Origin of the sequence: Parabacteroides caeci (assembly GCF_023656795.1) — a bacterium.
Taxonomy (GTDB): Bacteria; Bacteroidota; Bacteroidia; order Bacteroidales; family Tannerellaceae; genus Parabacteroides; species Parabacteroides segnis.
In genome coordinates, this window is sequence record NZ_JAMOKT010000028.1 from 64,817 (window position 1) to 86,159 (window position 21,343).

The 21,343-nt window shown below is 40.6% G+C and carries 15 protein-coding genes and 3 pseudogenes; 12 read left to right on the plus strand and 6 right to left on the minus strand.

All coding sequences use genetic code 11. The features are described from left to right. Window positions 1-11 precede the first annotated feature (11 nt). The 6 genes and pseudogenes from trmB to NBH15_RS29225 form a co-directional block, all read right to left on the minus strand. Entirely contained in the window at window positions 12-770 is a 759-nt protein-coding gene (gene trmB, locus NBH15_RS15065) for a tRNA (guanosine(46)-N7)-methyltransferase TrmB (RefSeq protein ID WP_046145407.1), read from the minus strand. 17 nt (window positions 771-787) lie between these two features. Continuing rightward, window positions 788-1,309 carry an ORF6N domain-containing protein gene (locus NBH15_RS15070; RefSeq protein WP_250822985.1) on the minus strand — a complete coding sequence of 174 codons (522 nt, stop codon included), beginning with the start codon at window positions 1,307-1,309 and terminating at the stop codon, window positions 788-790. Window positions 1,310-1,361: 52 nt separating this feature from the next. Then, the gene (locus NBH15_RS15075; protein WP_250822986.1) at window positions 1,362-3,446 is read right to left on the minus strand and encodes a right-handed parallel beta-helix repeat-containing protein; all 2,085 of its coding nucleotides are present in this window, start codon (window positions 3,444-3,446) and stop codon (window positions 1,362-1,364) included. Window positions 3,447-3,609: 163 nt separating this feature from the next. After that, window positions 3,610-4,140, minus strand: coding sequence for a GNAT family N-acetyltransferase (locus tag NBH15_RS15080; protein ID WP_199676382.1), 531 nt, complete (start codon window positions 4,138-4,140; stop codon window positions 3,610-3,612). Window positions 4,141-4,262: 122 nt separating this feature from the next. Then, window positions 4,263-4,331 (minus strand): annotated as a pseudogene (locus NBH15_RS29605) (DUF8464 domain-containing protein); the annotation flags it as partial. Window positions 4,332-4,434: 103 nt separating this feature from the next. After that, window positions 4,435-4,533 (minus strand): annotated as a pseudogene (locus NBH15_RS29225) (HU family DNA-binding protein); the annotation flags it as partial. Window positions 4,534-5,083: 550 nt separating this feature from the next. Here NBH15_RS29225 and NBH15_RS15090 point away from each other — a divergent pair. The 12 genes and pseudogenes from NBH15_RS15090 (at window position 5,084) to NBH15_RS15145 (ending at window position 20,839) form a co-directional block, all read left to right on the plus strand. Beyond that, window positions 5,084-5,245, plus strand: coding sequence for a hypothetical protein (locus NBH15_RS15090; RefSeq protein WP_007655063.1), 162 nt, complete (start codon window positions 5,084-5,086; stop codon window positions 5,243-5,245). 69 nt (window positions 5,246-5,314) lie between these two features. Further along, complete coding sequence (locus NBH15_RS15095) at window positions 5,315-5,962, plus strand: DUF4136 domain-containing protein (RefSeq protein ID WP_250822988.1); 648 nt, start codon at window positions 5,315-5,317, stop codon at window positions 5,960-5,962. Window positions 5,963-5,977: 15 nt separating this feature from the next. Then, window positions 5,978-6,610: an outer membrane beta-barrel protein gene (locus NBH15_RS15100; protein ID WP_122328175.1), complete on the plus strand. Its 633-nt coding sequence runs from the start codon at window positions 5,978-5,980 to the stop codon at window positions 6,608-6,610. A gap of 15 nt (window positions 6,611-6,625) precedes the next feature. After that, window positions 6,626-7,663, plus strand: a complete 1,038-nt coding sequence (locus NBH15_RS15105; RefSeq protein ID WP_250822989.1) for a sensor histidine kinase — start codon at window positions 6,626-6,628, stop codon at window positions 7,661-7,663. Beyond that, window positions 7,656-8,435: a LytR/AlgR family response regulator transcription factor gene (locus NBH15_RS15110; protein ID WP_046145394.1), complete on the plus strand. Its 780-nt coding sequence runs from the start codon at window positions 7,656-7,658 to the stop codon at window positions 8,433-8,435. Before NBH15_RS15105 ends, NBH15_RS15110 begins: the two co-directional genes overlap by 8 nt. 106 nt (window positions 8,436-8,541) lie before the next feature. After that, entirely contained in the window at window positions 8,542-9,099 is a 558-nt protein-coding gene (locus NBH15_RS15115) for an RNA polymerase sigma-70 factor (protein ID WP_128135143.1), read from the plus strand. A 70-nt stretch (window positions 9,100-9,169) separates the two neighbouring features. After that, window positions 9,170-10,144 (plus strand): FecR family protein, encoded by a 975-nt coding sequence (locus NBH15_RS15120; RefSeq protein ID WP_250822990.1) that lies wholly within the window; start codon window positions 9,170-9,172, stop codon window positions 10,142-10,144. Between the two features lie 293 nt (window positions 10,145-10,437). Beyond that, complete coding sequence (locus NBH15_RS15125; RefSeq protein WP_250817705.1) at window positions 10,438-13,617, plus strand: TonB-dependent receptor; 3,180 nt, start codon at window positions 10,438-10,440, stop codon at window positions 13,615-13,617. 12 nt (window positions 13,618-13,629) lie between these two features. Further along, window positions 13,630-15,255: a RagB/SusD family nutrient uptake outer membrane protein gene (locus NBH15_RS15130; protein ID WP_128135141.1), complete on the plus strand. Its 1,626-nt coding sequence runs from the start codon at window positions 13,630-13,632 to the stop codon at window positions 15,253-15,255. A gap of 122 nt (window positions 15,256-15,377) precedes the next feature. After that, window positions 15,378-17,063: a hypothetical protein gene (locus NBH15_RS15135; RefSeq protein WP_250822991.1), complete on the plus strand. Its 1,686-nt coding sequence runs from the start codon at window positions 15,378-15,380 to the stop codon at window positions 17,061-17,063. A gap of 106 nt (window positions 17,064-17,169) precedes the next feature. Then, a pseudogene (locus NBH15_RS15140) lies at window positions 17,170-18,048 on the plus strand (alpha/beta hydrolase); the annotation flags it as partial. 154 nt (window positions 18,049-18,202) lie between these two features. After that, window positions 18,203-20,839 carry a glycoside hydrolase family 78 protein gene (locus tag NBH15_RS15145; protein ID WP_244050246.1) on the plus strand — a complete coding sequence of 879 codons (2,637 nt, stop codon included), beginning with the start codon at window positions 18,203-18,205 and terminating at the stop codon, window positions 20,837-20,839. Window positions 20,840-21,343 lie beyond the last annotated feature (504 nt).

A 21,343-nucleotide genomic window follows, 5' to 3' on the forward strand; every position in this document is an offset into this window, starting at 1 on the left:
AATTGGTTGTCTTATTTGCCTGAAGCCAGTGCGCTGCGCTTGCTTCGGTTGAAACTGCGGTAAGGATCGAGTTCGATCTCTACGTCCGGTTCGACCAGTTCGTCTCTTTCTTCACAAACAAACTTGATGTATTTGATGTTCAGTCCGCGGTCGAGCCATTGCTGTTCATAATAGGTTTTGATAGACAGAATATCGTCTACCAAACCTGAATGATACAGGTCGTTGTTGCTGAACAAGACTGGATAGTTGTTGGCTTTTACCATTTCACAGGTGTAAGTGTACATAAAGTTACTGTCGGTTTTGAGGTGGATGATGCCATCACCTGACAGTATTTCGCGGTACATCTTCATGAAACGGGTGGAAGTCAGTCGTTTGTTTACTTTTTTCATTTGCGGGTCAGGGAAGGTAAGCCATATTTCGGCTACTTCGCCGGCTGCAAAGAAATGTGAGATCAGTTCGATACTGGTACGCAGGAAAGCTACGTTGGTCATTCCCGAGTCATAGGAATCCTTGGCCCCGGTCCACATACGGGCTCCTTTGATATCTACGCCGATAAAGTTTTTGTCGGGGAACAGGCGTGCCAGTCCCACCGTATATTCACCTTTACCGCAACCCAATTCGAGCACGATCGGGTTGTCATTCTTGAAAAACTCCTTATGCCAGTGTCCTTTCAATTCAAATCCTTTCTCTTGCAGAACGGCAAACGGATACTGGAAAACATGCGGATATCCCGCCATATCGTCAAACTTTGCTAACTTATTTTTTCCCATGCTGCAAAGATAATACTTTATTTTTTCGGGATGACATATCCGATGGGGTTGCGTGGTTTATCCGCCTGTTTTTGTTTTAATGCCATTTCGTTCAGTATATCATAAATGTCGGCTATTTGCAGGTTGGTGTCGAGCATGAACTGGTCCAGTTGTTTCTTGATTTCGGAGTAACCGGTTGTCAATTCTCTGAGTAAAACGAAAGCGCGCATGATACCGATGTTTATTTCAATAGCCTTTTTACTTTTCAGAATACTGGATAACATAGCTACTCCTTGTTCGGTAAATGCAAAAGGATAGCTTACTCCAATATTGTAATTGGGGGGTATCACAAATTGTGATACCCCTATGTGTAACAGTTCGTTAGTCTCTTTTTCTGTTAGTTGGAACATAAAATCAGAAGGGAATCTGTCCATATTTCGGCGGACAGCTTGCTTTAATGCTCTGTTTTCAACTTCGTACAATTCTGCAAGATGAAAGTCCATCATTACTCTGTACCCTCTGATCTCAAAAATCTTCTGTTGAATCAATTGTAATTTCATAATTAAGGTGTTTTTATAGATAATATATCTGCAAATATAAATAAATCTTTGTTTATTCAAACAATGCCGATACCGACTTTTCCCTTTCCCGTACGATCTTGTCGAATTCGTCTTCCCGTTCTTTCGGTAACCGGGCTTTTTGTATCCATTCATCACTTCCGTAGACACCGGCTTTTTCGTAATCGAACGGTTTGAATCTGATTTTCCGGATCGCTTTTTGATTCTTGAAATGGAAATCCAAGCGGTAAGGATCTTTGAATGCAGGATCTTGTATGATAGAATGTTTGTCTTTCATGCCTTTCCAGGTTTTCCAGTCGTTATCCAGGAACTTGGGAGGCATATTGTTACGCAGGTCCCAATAGCAATTGTAGTCCATATCTATCTTTGCTTTGTCCCAGGCACCGGCAAGATATACTCCGTGATCCATCAGTATGATGTTGGAAGTAAAGCTGAACGACTGATGTTCTTCGACCCGTGTAAATTGCAGTTGCTGATGATGGTTGAAGGCGAAAATATTATTTCGTATGCTATTCTTTTCTCCGTAATGTTGATGGAAACCTCCGCTTTTACAACCGTATACCAGATTGTTTTCCATAACGACACCGGTACTTCCCTCATCAGTATAAAGTCCCCAGCCGCCATAATCATAAGAATAAATATGATGGATTACATTATTGTGGATACGGGTTCCGGGAGAGATACCCAATGTGTAAACGGCTCCCATATCAGATAATTCTCCCCAACCGATATGATGAATATTATTGTAAGCGATCTCATTATTAACGGCGTAGCTTTTACCATAGCCCCAGACCCAGCCGACGGAAACTCCTGAATACAATAAATCGGATATTTCGTTATGGGTAACTTTGTTGTCGGAAGAATTGAAAATGGCGACACCGACCCCGCATGGAAAAACAAATCCGGTTTTCTGTATGATATTGTTATCGACTGTAATCTTTTTGGTGAGAAGGTTCGGATCGGGAGTTTCATATTCTCCGATCTTTACAGCCCCGGCTCCCAGGTCAGTCAGATAAGAATGTTCCAGATTACAGTTCGTACAGGCTTTTCTGAACCATATAGCGTAGTTTCCTGTATGTTTGATTTCACAGTTTTCGAAACGGATATTATCCGCAAAGTCGAGATGGATTGCGGCATCGACAGGTGAAGCGGCCTGGGCCGGATTGTTACCGGTCTTCGGCATGACATATCCCGAATGTTCAAAAGAGAGGTTACGGAATATGATGTTTTTGACCGGATAGCCTTTTTCTCCCTTTATTGTGAGTAGCCTGTTTAAAACCGGGGCATGGGCGATGCTTGTTTCCATGATCTCTCCTTTACGGGGAATATAATATAAGTCGCCGGAAGGCTCCATAAACCATTCCCCTTCGGTCGTCATGGCCTGTTTGTAGTTTTCGAGGATGAAACGGCTTCCTTTTTGTATGGGGTTCCAGGGTTTCATTCCTTGTCCGTTCAGGAAAAAATAACCGGAGTCAGGTATTGCCATGGAGAGATATTTACGGGTATTATCCCATTTATGATAGCACATGACCATTACTTCGTTCAACTCTTCTTTGGAGAGACCTTGGAGGGATGCCATATCTTCCGGCTTTGCCTGAATACGTTGTGTGGCATATTCCGGAGAACGGCCCGTTCCTTTATAATGAATGGTCTCATCTGCTTTTTCCACAAAGAACCATCCGGTGTCGGGAGTTCGGGCCCGGGTAGCTCTGTTTCCATTGACATACAGTTGCTCGATCTTCAATCCGTAACGGGCAACTTCATCGACGTGCGTTTTCCACCATCCTTCGGGAGTTTTCTCCCAGGAAGTGAGAGTTATTGCCCCGCTGATTACCGGCTTGTCTTTCCCTTCTCCTTCGATAACAACCGGTACGGAAGGAGATTTATCTATCCGGAGTGTTTGGTTCAATGGATAAAAACCAGATTGGATGCGGATATGAACCGTATCGTTGCCGGTAGCATTAAGTCCCTGTTTCAGGGCTTCTTCAATTGTCCCGTAAGGAGATTCAGAAGTTCCTTTTTGAATGCCGGTCGTTCCGGAAGATACATAAATCGTATTCTGTGCAATGATTGCAGATGAACAGACGGATAACAGATATAAGAATAAATGCCTTTTCATGATTAATAGAGCTTGTCGTTAAACCTAACAAAAATAGCATTTTATTTTAACTTTATCCGTCAACGGGTTACATTCTTCCCATCTTGGCAACAAATTCGTCGAAGAAGATATCCCGGTAGTTGTTTTCCCGCTTTACGAATTTTCCCGTATGATTATTTGCTTTTTATTTGGTTTCATCTTTTTTTACGCAAAATACCATGTGGGGCATATCTACTCCACGATAATGTGTGGTAATGGTATCAATTAGACTCATTCCATTACGAAGCGCAACATTTTGGGATGCAATATTCGTATTTCTTATAATGGAATACAACGCATTAAAATGCAGTATATTGAATCCATATTCACGACATGCTGTTGCGGCTTCAATAGCATAGCCGTTGTGCCAATATTTATGAGCCAGCAAGTAGCCGATTTCGGGAACTTGTGTTGCCTTGTATTCCTGCATGGTAATACCGCATTGTCCTATCATTTCATCGGTATTTTTAAGAAATATGCCCCATAGACCGAAGTTGAATTCTTTATATCGTTGAAGTTGTTTTTGCATCCATGCCATAGTTTCCTTATCGTTAAAAGCTCCATTATAAGCATACATTACTTTTTCATCTTGTAATATCAAGGATAATGCTCTCATATCCGAAAATGTCATTTCCCTCAATTGTAATCTGTTGGTTTCTAATATTATATTCTTCATAAAACATTATTATTTATTCTATTATTTTGTCATGCAAACTTATAAAAAAGTACCGTTTTATCAGTTAGTTACTGAATGGTATTTTATATGCTTTCCGTCCTGCTTGTCCAATCGTGGGTATTCTTGAAATATCTGTTGCGTACTTCGTACCCTCCTGCTATGTTCGGAAATCCGATGGCGAAATAAGGCTTGAAGGTCGTCTTGTTTATTGTTTTTCTTTTCTTTGATAAGACTCAGCAGGTCGTATATTTGTTCAAAGACGGCATTTTTCCATTTGCTTCCGGTTATCTCTTCCGTGAAAACATCTTCAAATGAGTCTAATACCCTGGCGCAATCCTCCGGGTTGACTCCCGACCTCTCTGCTACTGCTGCAATAACTTCTCTCTTGTTCATCTCTTTTTGTTTTTATGATTATGCCACGAAGGTAGCCTGCAATAGAAAGTGCTTTTTAATTTGTAGACGGAAGTGCTTTTCCAGTATACGGAATCCTTCTTATCGTCGACCAGACCGGTTTATATTATCATACATCTTGCTATTAACTATCGTTATCTTAGGCACTTATTAAGCTAAAGGTTATAACAAACTAATTGTTAACACCCTATTTAGTATAATTACCCTGTACAGGATAATCAGATACGCTGTACACCCTGGTTAATTATCCTGTACACCTTGTCCGGCTACCCTGTACACCCTGGTAATAAGGAGTCCTGACTTTTCAATTAATTAGTAGGGAGGGGGTGGTTAGTTTCCGGTGTCCGCGGGTTAGTTTGTAATTACCCTGATGCGGTTACCCCGGGCAGGAATAACGGTTTCATTTCAGTAACAAAAAAATACAGTTCAGTAAATACAGATTACATTTCAGAAAAATAATCCCGGCCTCTTATACCTATATATAATAAGTTTGTTTCAGAATTAATGGTAAGATGATTAAATTTGTAGAGAGATGGGAAATACTTTTTTATTAGCTTTGTTGGCATCGTTTACGTGTGCTGATTATCGTTTGGATCAAATAACACATGAACCGGTTCCGGAAGGAGAAAAAGTGGCTCCGGAGATGCCGGATAGATTTCCTTTTGATGAGTGCGGACGAACGATCGATGAATAAGCCGGATGTCTTTTGCTGACATTCGTTGTGTGTATTGAATTAATTCTGTTACTTAAAATTTAAAGACGTATGAAGAAGTTGTTTTTATTTGCTTTGGCTGTTACGGCTTTATTCTCTTCTTGCGAAAAAGATCCCGATCTGAATAAGCTCGACAGCGATTATGCTGTTTATACGAATTATGATAACAGTATTCAGTTTAACAAATTCAGTTCTTATTATCTTCCTGACAGTATTCTGGTCGCCGGTGGCGGTATGAAAGCCCAATACTGGAAAGATGAGAATGCTCAAAAGATCATTAGCGAGGTGGTTGCCGAGATGGACGATCGGGGATATACCCGTGTGGATGATAAAGAAAAAGCCGATATCGGCTTGCAACTGTCCTATGCACAGCAGACTACGCAGATCATAACTCCGGGTTACGGTTACGGCTATGGTTGGTGGGGGGCCGGTTTCTGGGGCCCGTTCTGGAATGACTGGTATTATCCTTATCCGGTTTCCTACAGTTATGACACCGGGACGTTTGTTGCGGAAATGGTTGACCTGACAGCTAAATCTGCCGATCAGAACAAGAAAGTCGATCTGCCGGTTATCTGGCATGCTTATGCTTCGGGGTTGGTCTATAACAATTCGCGTATCGACATGCAGCTGACGCTTCGTGCTGTGGAACAGGCCTTTGAACAATCTCCTTACCTTAATATACTGTATACTGATAAATAATAAATCCGGAAGATTATGAAAACGATAAGATACATTTTTAAGAAACAATTCATATTGTTGATGATACTGTCCGTTTTCTGTTTGAAAGGACAGGCACAGGTAGAAGATAACCTTCATTTTAATGTGGACTGGCAGATGAACGCACCTATCAGTACCGACTTTGCAGATAAGATCAGTGGCTGGGGTATGAATTTCGAAGCCGGTTATTATGTGACGCCGCGCTGGTCGTTGGGAGCATTCCTGAGTTTCCATACCAATCATAAATATGTGGACCGCCAGACATTGCAATTGTCGCCGACCCAATCGCTGACTACCGACCAGCAATTGTCGGCTTTCCAGCTTCCTTTCGGTCTTTCCACTTCCTACCGTCTCGGACATAATGATTATCTGAAGCCGTATGTCGGAGTGAAATTGGGAGCGATGTATGCGGAGAACTCCAGTTACATGACGACTGTCCGTTATTATTCAAATCCCTGGGGCTTCTATGTCTCTCCGGAGGTCGGAGTGAATATTTATCCCGTACCGGATAAGCGTTTTGGCTTCCATGTGGCTCTGTATTACAGCTATGCCACCAATCAGACAGATTTGCTGACCTATTCGATGAACGGGCAGAACGATCTCGGCTTCCGTGTCGGTTTATGCTTCTGATAAATTCAACAAACAATGCAGAGCAAATACAACCATTTCTTCAATTTTTTCCTGTTCTCGGGATTAGCCTGTTTCTCACATTTGTTTCTGGTGCTTTATTCGGACCTTTCACCGCAGCACCAGAACGTGTTGATTTCTTTCTGGGCTTTCCTGTTGGTTGTATTTGTTTTTAATGTGATCGGGTTCAGTATTGTCCTTATCAGTGAATGGCAGCGGAAAAGCTATCAGGTTCTGATGAAAAGGAAGAATCAGTTACTGATCAATTGCCTGTTGATGGCGGGACTTTTGTTTTTGATAAACTATCTGCTGTCTTCTGTTGTAAAAGTATTGTTGGAGATACCTTCGCCGTTTGTGTTGAAGGGAGCCGGCTTCCGGATGATGTTTGTGGTATGGCTGGTTGAGATGGTGATTGTTTGTCTTACGATGGTGGCTAACTTCTACAGGCAGTTGATCGTTCTCCATGAAAAAGCAAATAAGCTGGAAGAGAGTGCGATAAAGTCTCAGTATATCGCTTTGCAGAATCAGTTGAATCCCCATTTTCTTTTTAATAACCTGAATACGCTGATTTCGGAAATAGAATATAATCCAAAGAATGCAGTTATGTTCACCCAGCGTCTGTCGGACGTTTACCGTTATATTCTGCAAAGCCAGCAGGAGGGGCAGGTCACTTTGCGTTCGGAACTGACTTTCCTGAAATCTTTTATCTTCCTTCATCAAGTGAGGCTGGGGGATTGTATCCATGTGGATAACCGGATCGATCCTTCCTTGCTGGAAAAGAAAATACCGTCTTTCACATTGCAGCTACTGACTGAAAATGTGATTAAACACAATATAATCAATTCGGATAACCCGATGACGATTTATCTGAGTACTTCGGATGATAAAAAGAAATTAGTGGTAAGCAATGAAATAAGGCTCAAGCAGAATGTAGTCAAGTCGGGTACCGGACTGAAGAATTTATCTACCCGTTGTAAACTGGTTAGCGATCAGGATATATCGATAGAGAATGATTCTAAATGTTTTACCGTTAAAATCCCATTATTAAATGAATAAGATAAAAGCAGCTATCATAGAAGATGAAATCCCGGCGGCACGTTTGCTGAACAAAATGTTGACGGAGTTGCGCCCTGAATGGGAGATCCTGGTCTTGCCGGGTAATGTGGAAGGTGCCGTAAAGTGGTATCAGGATAATCCTCATCCCGATATCCTCTTTCTGGATATCCAGCTGACCGATGGCGTTTCCTTTTCTTTTATCGAACAGGCGAATCCGGAGAGCATGATCGTATTTACTACGGCTTACGACGAATATGCGATCCGTGCCTTTAAAGCGAACAGTATCGATTACCTGTTGAAACCGATCGATAAGGAACGGCTGGGCGAAGCTTTGGAGAAATATGAAAAGCTTACTTCCAAATTCTATAAAGAGTTTAATAAGCAAGGAGATATCCTGGAGATACTTCAGAATATAACCAATCCGGCGAAGAAATACAGAACCCGTTTCCTTATTTCGGGGGAGGACAAATTATTTACGTTGCAGGTGGATGATATTGCTTATTTCTATTCTGAAAATAAAATAACCTTTGCCGTAACTAATCAGAATAAAGAACATATTATAGATTTGTCTCTGGATAAGTTGTGCGAGCAGCTGGACCCGGACCGCTTCTTCCGGACAAACCGACAAACGATAGTTAGTGTACAGGCCATCCAAAAGATAGAATCTTATTTCCTGGGTAAAGTTGTCGTGAAAGTTATTCCTCCTTTTAAAGATAAGATTATCGTCAGCCGTGAAAAGATCAGTGCTTTCAAGCTATGGCTGAACTATTGAAAGAATCTGTTTTAGCTCTAAATAATTGACTGATTTGTTTTTTCAGCGAATATAATATACTTTTGATGCAATAATTGCAGGAGTAATATTGTAAGCAATTGAAAGAATGGAGAAGGAGTTAGAGGCAAAATATCTTGAAGCATTGGGAGAAGGAGACCACGAGGCATTCAATATGCTTTTTATGTCTTATCATTCTTTGGTAAAACGATTTCTTTTCGGGTTTATCAAAGAGGAAGACGAGGTGTTGGATCTGGCCCAGGAGGTTTTCATTAAGGTCTGGACCCATCGGAAATCGGCTGCATCGGCTGATTCTTTCAAAGCCTATTTGTTTAGAATAGCCCGTAATGAGCTTTACAATTATTACAAACTAAATGCAATTCATGAGAACCACCTGGAGAGATATTACCAACAATCTGTCTGGATAGATGATTTGATGGAAGAACGTATTTTAGCGGAAGAACTGGGGCTTTTGCTGGACATTGCTGTAGAGAATATGCCTCCCCAGCGAAAACAGATTTTTAAAATGAGCCGGAAAGAAGGCCTTTCGAACGAAGAAATCTCCCTTAAACTGAATATAAACAAAAGAACTGTTGAAAACCATATAACTCAAGCCCTTGCAGACTTGCGAAAAGTCCTGAAAATAGTATTACCTTTTTTTATTTAAAAAAAAATCACTTTTAGACTGTGTGTGTTTCTTTTTCTGTTTGTCTTAATTATATAAGACTAAAAATAGAATGGAGAAACGACATCTACATACTTTGTTTTCCCGCTTTTTTGGAAATGATTTTCCCAAAGAGGTACGTAATCGGTTTGCCGCCTGGTTTATCCGGGAAGAACAGGCCGATGAGAAGGAAGAGGTATTAGAAGATATATGGAACTCATTACCGGAGACGATAGATTTTACATCTTACGCAGAGTTGAAAAAGGTGAACAAGCGTATTCATCCTGAAAATAACTCTTTCTACCGGCGATTGGCTGTTATTGCTGCAATTATTATATTACCCTTATTAGGGATTGTCACTACTACATGGTATTATAAATATGCCGGCATATCATCTGATATACATATGGTAGAATGTTTTGTTCCGAATGGGGAAAGAAAGCAGGTTATTTTACCGGATGGTTCTATTGTATGGTTAAATGCAAATTCAGTTTTAATCTATCCCGAGAAATTCGGAAAAACACGAACGTTGTTCCTAAGTGGAGAGGGGCATTTTACAGTCACTAAAGATAAGGAAAGACCTTTTATCGTAAAAACGAATTATTTGAATGTTGAAGCGTTAGGAACAGTCTTTGATGTGCATTCTTATCCGGAAGAAAGTGAAACCACAACCATCCTGGAATCAGGCTGTGTCAGGGTTGACGATAAAATAGGTTCATCGGGTTCTGTCATTCTGCACCCAAACGAACAACTGACCTATAACCATGCAGATGCTTCTTTTCTTAAAAGCTATGTGGATGCTTCCCGGTTAAGCACCTGGACGAAAGGGTATCTGATTTTCCAGCAGGAAACGTTAGCGAATATTTTCCGTGCGTTGGAAAGACAATATAAGGTAAAGATCAATTACAATGATACCAAATATGCAAGCATGACATTTACTGTTCGCTTCCATGCCCGGGAATCGCTGGAAGAGGCATTGGATGTTTTAAAAAGAATAGGAGTTAACTTTAAATATAAAATTGTAGACAATGATGTATATATTCAGTAACAACTAAAAAAACAACAATATCATGAAAAAAAGGTATCCGGGAAGCTGACGGCCAATCACTTCTTCCCGGACTGAAATCGAAAATCATCCCGATTTTTGGGGCGTTATATATGCCCTTAAATCAAAAAGATAGTATTCAATTTAATTCTTAAATATACAAAGTTATGAAAATATATAACAAATCACGAAGATGTGTGGTAAATACTTTTTATAAATCTATTTACATTGCATTATTCTTGTGCTGTTCTTTTATAGTAAAGGCTCAGAATCAATTAATTACACTCTCAAAACAAATGACCTTAAAAGAGGCTTTTGTAGAGATCGAAAAGCAAACAAATCTTTCAGTAGACTATAATGATCAATTAATAAATGCGAATGAACGTATTAAAAAGGCATATAATAATACGCAGTTGAATGAAGTTTTAAATGCTATATTGAAAGACGCCAGTTGTTCATATTCAATTCAGGGAAGCCATATCTTAATTACACCTAAGACTGCTCAGCAGGTGAAAAATCAGACTATAACCGGTACGGTTACTGATGAGTTGGGCGATCCGATTATTGGTGCCAATGTAATTGAAGAAGGTACAACAAACGGAATTATGACTGATATTGATGGTAAATTTTCATTGTCAGTATCAGCTGGTTCTAAAATTCAGGTTTCATATATAGGATATATAACTCAGGATATAAAAGTCGGAAATAAGAAAACTTTCGCGGTCGTATTGAAAGAAGATTCTCAGGCTTTGGAAGAAATTGTAGTTGTGGGTTATGGTACGCAGAAGAAAGGTGTCGTAACAGGATCTATCGCAACTGCAAAGGGTGATGATATTATCAAGAGTCCGACTCAGAACTTAGGACAGGCTTTAGCCGGTCGTTTGCCGGGCCTTATTGTGACTAACGGTAGTGGTGAACCGGGTGCTGACGGAGTAACAATCAATATTCGTGGTAAGAGTACAACCGGAAATAATGATCCGTTGATCCTGATCGACGGTATTGCCGGTCGTGGTTCTTTGGATAGACTTAATCCAAATGATATTGAGAGTATTACTGTTTTGAAAGATGCTTCTGCTGCTATCTATGGTTCGCGTTCTGCCAATGGTGTTATTCTGGTAACAACCAAGAGAGGTAAAACAGGAAAACCGTCAATTAGCTATTCTTTCAATGTCGGTTTACAGCAACCGACACGTGTGCCGGATCTGGCAGATGCTGCTACTTTTGCTGAAGTGACGAACGAGTTGGAATCATATGACGGACGTGTTCCCCGGTATACCGCTGATGAAATAGAATTATTCAGAAACGGATTGGATCCGATACATTATCCGAATACAAATTGGGCAGATGAGGTACTAAAGAAAGCTGCTTTTCAACAGAGACATAATGTATCTGTTTCCGGAGGTACGGATGCTGTTAGTTATTATGTAGGTGGTGGTTATTCCAGTCAGGACGGTATCTTTAAAAATGGATCGACAAAGTATGAACAGTATGATATACGTTCAAATATCGATGCTAAAATTACTAAAGACCTGAAAGTGTCGGTGGATATCTCGTCTCGTTTGGAAGATGCAAATTTCCCCAGCATGAGTGCCGGTGATATATTCTGGCGTATTACCAGATCTTATCCTACTGTTTTAGCTCAGTATCCGAATGGGTTACCGACAAATGGTTTGGATAGTAACCCAATCGTGATGGCTACAGATAAAACTGGTTATGAATATGATAAGAAGGCAGTATTTAATGGAACTATTACTGCAGACTGGAATTTATCGTGGTTGTTGGATGGTTTAGCAGCGGATGCTTATATGGCTTATGACCGTATAGGAAAAGACCATAAAAAATGGCAGACGCCCTGGTCTTTTTATACATGGGATGAGGCTACCGATACTTATACGGAACACATGAACACACTTGTTCAGCAGACCTCATTGAGACAAGAGCATTTAGCTGATTGGTCGCTGACATTGAATGCCAAATTGAAGTATAAGAAAACATTTGGCAGTCACGGGATAGATGCTATCCTCGGTTTTGAACAAAACAGCTATAGAAAGGATAATTTCTGGGCATCTCGTGGTAGTTTTATGTCTACAGCTATCGACCAGTTGTTTGCCGGTACATCCAACAAAGATTATTATGATAACTCCGGTGATGCTTCAGAAAGCGCACGTCGCAGTTATTTCGGACGTGTCGCTTATGATTTTGCAGGTAAGTATATGGCTCAGTTTAATTTCCGTTATGATGGTTCATATATTTTCCAGGCAGGACAGCGTTGGGGCTTTTTCCCGGGTGTGTCTGCCGGTTGGAGAATGTCTGAAGAGAGCTTTATCAAAGATAATATCGACTGGATCAATAATTTGAAGATACGCGGATCATTCGGTAAGCAAGGTAACGATAATATCGATCCTTTCCAGTATTTGCTTAAATATAATCTGGGCCGTAATTACGTGTTTGGCGGAACTGATATGGTTGGTTTATATCAGAAAGGTTTCCCTAATAATAATGTAACATGGGAAGTTGCTGATACCTGGAACATCGGTACTGAAGGAACATTCTGGAATGGACTTTTAGGTTTTGAAGTTGAATATTTCAAAACAAAACGTTCTAATATTCTGGCAAAGCGCAATGCTTCTATTCCTAAGTATACAGGTTTGATCGATTTGCCGAATGAAAATATCGGACGGGTTCAAAACCAGGGTATGGAAATACAGTTGAGCCATTTTAATAAGATCGGTGAAGTAAACTTCCGTGCAAGTGGAAACTTTATGTTTGCCAGAAATAAAGTTTTGTTCATGGATGAAACTCCATGGGGTGAAGGACATGAATATATGAATGAAACAGGTGGTCCGATGGGAGCTGGTCTGCAATATCGTGCTATAGGAATTTTCAGAGATCAGGCAGCATTGGATAGTTATCCTCATTTGGATGCGGCCCGTCCTGGTGACTTGATTTTTGAAGATGTTGATGGCGATGGTAAAATAACCTCACTGGACCGTGTTCGTCAGAATTTGACCGGTTTCCCGGAGATTATCTTTGGCTTGAACTTGTCGGCTGATTGGAAAAACTTTGATATTAGTGTACTGTTTCAGGGACAAGCTCGTGCTGTAAAAGATGTAATTAGTCGTATGGATGCAACGTCGAATTTCTATAAATGGAGAGCTGAAGATCGTTGGACAGAAGATAATATCGATGGAACAATGCCCCGTGCCGGTGGTACTATCAATTATGGAGTCGAAAATCCGTGTAGTTTCTGGACACAAAATGCTTCTTTCGTACGTTTGAAAAACCTGGAAATAGGATACACCTTGCCTAATTTGTGGTTTAATAAACTACGTATATCAAACTGTAGAGTTTATTTGAGCGGACAGAACCTGTTTACTCTGGATCATATAAAATATGTGGATCCGGAAGGAAGCGGAGAAGGCAGCTATTATCCTCAAATGAGAATCTTTAATATAGGATGTAACTTAACTTTTTAAAAAGGGAAAAAGATGAAAAAGATAATATATTTGGCAGTTTCCGCACTGTTAAGCTTTAGTTCTTGTAGCGATTTTTTGGATAAAAAACCGTTGGATTCACTTACAGAGGATGCTGTTTTTAATGATGATGCTTTGCTCACAGCTTATGTGACAGCTTGTTACAATGCTTATCCGAACGGTTTTGATGAAGCAATGTCTTCCTCGGCTACAGATGAATCATATACTCGTCATGGAGATGGTAGTTCTAATATTGTAGCAAGGGGAGAAATGAACCCGGATAATGTTGAAAATTTTGACTCCGGTCGATTTTCAAACTTTAATTACTGGAATACAGCTTATGAGTATTTACGCAACATCAACACGTTCTTTGCAAAATATGAAGAAGCTCAGGTTACGGAAGAATTAAAGAGTCGTCTATATGGTGAGATGAAATTTATTCGTGCTTTTGTGTATTCTAATCTGATATGGCGTTTTGGCGGTGTTCCTATTATTACGAAAGCGTATACATTGGAAGATACGGATTATTCTATCACACGAAATACTTATGAGGAATGTGTAGATTTTATCTTAAAAGACCTGGATGAGGCTATTGAGCATTTACCAGCAAAAATGGAAGGAGAAAATAAAGGTCGTGCCTCTGCAGATGCTTGCAAAGCACTGAAATCAAGACTGTTATTGTATGCTGCAAGCCCTTTGGTAAATACTTCTAATGATCTGAAAAAATGGGAATTGGCACGTGATGCGGCTAAAGCTGTAATCGATCTGCCAGGATATAGCTTGGCTTCGGATTATAGAACTCTTTTCCTGGAAGATAATGACGAAGTTATTTTCAGACGTTATTATACGAAGGCGAATGCTAACAGGGTGAATTTGTTTAATTCTCCTAATGGCTACGGCGGTTGGGGAGGTAACTGTCCTATTCAGAATTTGGTGGATGATTATGAAATGAAAGCAACGGGTAAAAAACCGGCAGAAGCAGGTTCCGGTTATGATCCGGCAAATCCGTATGAAGGTCGTGATCCTCGTTTTTATGCAACGGTTCTTCATAATGGTGCAATGTTCAGAGGACGTGCGGTTGAAACATTTATTCCTAACGGACAAGATAGCGAACAAGGAGCCATTGGAAGCTGGAACTGTTCGAAGACTGGTTACTATTTGCATAAATTTCATGATGAAAATCAGGTTATTAATGAATCGGAAGCAACTACTGTTCCATGGACTTTCTTCAGACTGGCAGAATTCTATTTGAATTATGCTGAGGCTCAGTACTATTTGGGAAATGAAGAAGAATGCCGTAAAGCTATCAATGTAGTTCGTTCCCGTGAAGGGGTAGAAATGCCTCCGGTAACAGCCTCCGGTACAGAACTACTTGAAAAACTTCGTAATGAGCGCAGAATAGAATTAAGTTTTGAGAACCAACGCTATTTCGATTTGAGAAGATGGAAAATTGCTGATGAGTATGAAAACAAGAATTCTATTGGCATAAAAATTGAAAAGGATGAAAATGGTAATTTCAAATATACTGAAATCACTGTTTTGGAACGTAATTTCCTTCCGCAGCATTATTGGTTGCCAATTCCTCGCTCAGAAATTATAAAGAGTAATTATACTTTGGAACAGAATCCTTATTATAATTAATTCGAGTATAAGTAATTGATTAAAAAAGCGCATAAATGACACAAATTTGTCAAATAACAAACATGCTATTATCATTTTTGTTCCTTAATTTGTGTCATTATGTGCTATTTAAATAGAAAAAGATGAACTCAAAAGTTTTTATATTCATACTTTTAAGTGTATTGTTGCTTCCGACAGGGTGTGTTGAGGCAAGTAAGGCAAAAGAGGAGAAGAAAAATACCGCTCCGCGAATAATCAATATAGTCAATTTTATCCGCCAGACAGACTATCGTCTGGAAAACTCGGATGCACTGATGTTTGAAACGGTGGAGAAACAAATCGACCTGGTTAATCAGTATGGCTTTCCTGCAACATTCCTGTTTCAGTATGATGCCCTGATCAATCCGAAATATCAGAAGTTGATGAAAACCAAGCTCAGTCCTACATGCGAACTTGGTGCATGGTGGGAAATTACCCAGTCTCATGTGGAAGCTGCCGGATTGAAATGGCGCGGAGAACATTCATGGGTATCGACCGCCAATATCGCTTTTACTCCGGGATATACTCTGGAAGAAAGGGAAAAACTGGTGGATGTCTATATGGCGAAATTTAAGGAGATTTATGGTAAATATCCTAAGTCTGTAGGTTCCTGGTATGTTGATTCACATACTTTGGAGTATATGTATAAAAAATATGGTATTGTCGCTTCCTGTAACTGCAAGGATCAGGTTGGTACTGATGGCTATACATTGTGGGGAGGGTATTGGAACCAAGCCTATTATCCCAGTAAGCTGAATGCATATATGCCGGCTCAGACAGACGAATATCAGATCCCGGTACCTGTATTCCGTATGTTAGGTAGCGATCCGATGTACCAGTATGATGCTGGAATAGGCTCTAACCATCAGGGGGTTATAACACTTGAACCCGTATATACCGAAGGGGGAAAAAGTAAAAAGTGGGTGGAATATTTCCTTAAAACGATTGTTGATGAACCCTGTCTGGCATTCAATTATGCACAGGCTGGTCAGGAAAACTCATTTACCTGGTCGGGAATGGGAGAAGGTCTGATCATGCAATTTCCTCTATTCGACTCATTGAGTAAAGCCGGAAAGATCCGGGTAGAGACACTGGAAGAATCCGGTCGCTGGTTTAAGGAACAATTCCCAAAAACTCCGGCTACTGCGATAACAACTTTAGCTGATGTCCGTAATGAAGGAAACAAGTCCGTTTGGTATAACAGCCGTTTCTACCGTTCTAATTTGTATTGGGAAAAAGATGGTTTCTGTTTCCGGGATATTCATTTGTTTGATGAAAAAATGAAGTCTGAATATCTGGATACTCCGGGTACGGGAGGACAATTTTTCTATTATACATTGCCGGTAATCGACAGATTCTATTGGAGTACGCCGGACGATAAGATCGGACTTCGGGTTGTGAAGCTGGATAAGAATGGAAAAGGGACGGAACTTGTTTTGGCCGATCCCGTAGTCAGCGAACCATCAAAGAGTGTTTTAAATGTCGAGTCTAAAGATAAGAACGGGAATAATTTTATTTTCACGTTTAACGAGGACAAGATCGATATTTCATGTAATGCAGCAGAAAGTGGTTTGGATTGGGCACTTGAGTTGAGGGTTCCGCAGGACAGACTTGACCGCCTGCCATTTAAAGACTTTGAAAAATCGTCCGTAAAGTCTGAGTTCAGAGGATTCAATTATAATGTAGCATGTGAAAAAGGTAGTATAGTCAAAGGCAATAATACGGATTATGTGTTGAGATTTGTACCGTCTGGTAACAAGTTAGTCATTGATTGCACAACCGGTCAATGAAAATAAAACTTTTTTAATCGGACGGTTGCAGGGCCCGGTTTCACGCTCTGTTGAGAAAAGAAGCCGGGCTCTTGTTTTTTTGAGGGAAAGAGACATTATAAGTATAATTAAATCTAAGTTTATCATGAGAACAATAACATCTTTATTTATTCTTTGGGCATTTCTTGTCATCTGCAACCCTGTTGCTGCTCAGGTTACCGAAAAAGAGTTTAATCTTGACTTATGGGAGAACGGACTTCCGAATACCAATGGTATAGACCGTACTCCTTTCGATGATAATATTCAGAACTACAAACCTTCGTTACGTGTTTTTCTGCCTCCGAAGGATATTGCTACCGGACGTGCTATAATTGCTTGTCCCGGTGGTGCTTATGCCGGACTGGCTTATAATCACGAAGGTTATGACTGGGCTCCCTTTTTTAATAAGTTAGGTATTGCTTATGTTGTTCTGAAATATCGGATGCCAAGAGGAAATAGAGAGGTTCCCTTCTCAGATGCGGAAGAGGCACTACGGCTGGTAAAAGAGAAGGCGAAAGAATGGAATATTAATCCGGCTGATATAGGGATCATGGGGTCTTCGGCCGGTGGACATCTGGCTTCCACTATGGCAACACATGTAAAATCAAGTGTGCGACCGGCTTTTCAGGTGCTGTTTTATCCTGTGATCACAATGGACAAATCATTTACACATCTCGGCTCTCATGATAATCTATTGGGAAAGGATGCTTCCCAAGAACTGGAAGATCTGTATTCCAATGAAAAGCAGGTAACTAAAGAAACCCCGAGAGCTTACATCACTTTTTCGGACGACGATGATGCGGTTCCTACTAAAAACGGTGCACTTTATTATCTGGCATTAAAGGAAAATAAGGTACCGGCTTCTTTCTTTATCTATCCTTCCGGAGGACATGGATGGGGCAGTAGAAAAGATTTCAAATACAATAAGGAGATGTTACAAGATTTGGAAGCCTGGCTTTTGAGTTTTTAAAAAAACAGGTATCATTTAGATACTATCAAATATATTACATCAAAAATCATTTTTATAACCAATATTTTTCTTAGAATATAGAGCTTTGAAACGGCTAATGTTTTGACTAAGATAATTCATATAAATGATTTTACTATAAAATAACAAGCGGATGAAAAAGCTTATATTGTTTATTACTGTTACTACTTTCTTTAGTTATTCCGGCGTTAGCGGGCAGTCTGTTCGTTTGACCGGCTTACAGAGTGATCACCTTGAAACCCCGATAGGTGTCGATAATCCGACTCCTCGTCTTTCATGGAGGATGGATGACAGTAGGCAAGGAGCGAAACAGACTTCATATCGTGTGCTGGTGGATAAAGACTCGATGAAAGTTGTTAACGGAAAAGCTGATATATGGGATACCGGAAAAATAAACACCGGAGATATGTTGATCACTTATGCGGGTAAACAACTCGAACCTTTTACTAAGTATTACTGGAAGGTGATAGGCGGCGATCTGGAATATAAAGAAGTATTTTCGCCTGTCAGTTCCTTTGAAACAGGGATGATGGACATCAAGAACTGGCAAGGATCCTGGATTGGTGACGGGCAGGATGTCAATTATGAACCGGCTCCTTATTTCCGAAAAAAATTCACGACAGGCAAAAAAATAAAATCGGCACGTGCCTATATTGCTGTGGGCGGATTGTATGAATTATATATCAATGGTGAAAAGATCGGTAACCACCGTCTGGATCCGTTGTATACCCGTTTCGACAGACGTAACCTGTATGTCACTTATGATGTTACCGGGCAACTCCGGAATGGCGACAATGCCATAGGAGTCCTGCTTGGAAACGGATGGTACAACCATCAATCGAAAGCAGTGTGGGATTTTGACCGTGCTCCCTGGCGGAACAGGCCGGCTTTCTGCCTGGATCTTCGTATCACTTACAGTGACGGCAGTGTAGAGACCATTCCGACGGACCTTAGCTGGAAAACATCTTCAGGAGCATTGGTATTCAATAGTATTTATACAGGTGAACATTATGATGCCCGGCTCGAACAGAAAGGCTGGAATACTCCGGACTTCGATGATTCCAAGTGGAGAGGCGTCGGACTCAGAGGCGTTCCTTCTCAAAATGTCGTGGCACAGCAGGTTCGTCCGATCCGTAATGTGCTGACTATTCCGGCTAAGTCGGTCAATAAGATAAATGACAAGACATATGTTTTTGATTTCGGTCAGAATATGGCAGGTGTAACCAATATCAAGGTATCGGGCGAAGAAGGTACCGAAGTCAGAATTATGCATGGAGAACGGCTTTTTGATAACGGATGCATTGACATGTCCAATATTGATGTGTATTACAGGGGCGATAAGGAAAAAGATCCTTTCCAGACCGATATTTTAGTTCTTAGCGGTGGCGAGGATGAGTTTATGGCAAAGTTTAATTATAAAGGTTTCCGTTATGTGGAAGTAACCAGTGACAAACCGATTGAATTAAACCAGAACAGCCTGACCGCTTTCTTTATGCACAGCGATGTGCCTGCTTCCGGAGAGATCAAGACATCGAGTGAGCTGGTAAATAAACTGTGGTGGGCTACCAACAATGCTTATCTGTCGAATCTGATGGGATATCCGACCGATTGTCCGCAACGCGAAAAGAACGGATGGACGGGTGACGGTCATTTTGCGATCGAAACAGCTTTATATAACTTCGATGGAATTACCGTATATGAAAAATGGCTGGCCGACCACCGGGATGAGCAACAGCCAAACGGGGTACTTCCCGATATTATACCTACCGGAGGTTGGGGGTATGGTACGGATAACGGACTGGACTGGACGAGTACAATAGCTATTATCCCCTGGAACCTGTATATGTTTTATGGAGATAGCAAGCCTTTGGCTGATTGTTATGAGAATATCAAGCGTTATGTCGATTATGTGGATCGTACGAGTCCGAATCATCTGACATCCTGGGGACGTGGAGACTGGGTTCCGGTTAAGTCCCGTTCCAATAAAGAGTTTACATCATCCGTCTATTTTTATGTCGACACTAAAATATTGGCGACTGCCGCCAAGCTGTTTAACAAGCAGGATGATTATACATATTATACGGCATTAGCCGAAAAGATCAAAGAGGCCGTCAATAATAAATATCTGAATAAGGAGACCGGAATATATGCCGGTGGTTCCCAGACGGAATTAAGTGTTCCTCTGCAATGGAAGATAGTACCGGAAGATATGATCGCTAAAGTTGCAAAGAATCTGGCAAAGAAAGTGGAAGAAGCCGGATTCCATCTGGATGTCGGTGTATTGGGGGCAAAAGCAATCCTGAATGCATTGAGCGAAAACGGATATCCGGAGACAGCTTATAAGGTAGCTGCACAGGATACTTATCCGTCATGGGGCTGGTGGATCGTCAATGGGGCTACGACTTTATTGGAAAACTGGGATTTGAAGGCTGAACGTGATATTTCGGATAATCATATGATGTTCGGAGAGATAGGCGGATGGTTCTATAAAGGTCTGGGAGGTATTTTCCCTGATCCGGAACTGCCTGGTTTCAAACATATTATATTGCGTCCGAATTTTGTAAAGGAATTGAAGTATTTCGAAGCAAAACATGATTCTCCTTACGGACAGATCATCTCCAAATGGGAGTGGAACAGAAAGAAGATCAATTATGAAGTGGTTGTTCCGGCAAACAGTACGGCTACGCTTTATTTACCTGACTATGTCAAAGGAGATAAAGTGATCAAATTGGAGGCTGGCAAACACAATCTTAATTTCTTTATTTTATAGGGGGCAGCAAAAAGTTTGTCATAGCTGATTATTAATGTGTTACATCGTAAATGGCTTACAACCGGGGTAAAAAAGTACCTACTTTTGACCTTGCGTTTGTCACGATTAACATTTGAAAACATATTGTTTAATAGATGTTCGCTTTTGCACCTGTTTGGTTTGTTTGTAGAAATTTGAACTATCTACGGTGTCTTTTAATGAGGCTCGCCTCGTGCCGCAGGCTCTCTTTTGCCGTTGGTTTCAACCAACGGTTCTAAATACAGGAGGTAAAGCCTCTTCCTCTGTGGGATTTATCCCCTTTCATTATACATATCAGATAAAGGGGTTGAAACCCACAGAGGAATCCGGTAAAACCGGAAAGATTATCTATCCGTCAGTTGAAACTCAATGTCATCAATTTAAGGTTCATAGTGCTCTTTTGTAATTAGTTAGAGTATAGTTTTTACAATTGGGCCTTCCTTTCCTTGCTCGTGGAAACTTTCTTCCCGGTCTGATGGGCACCAA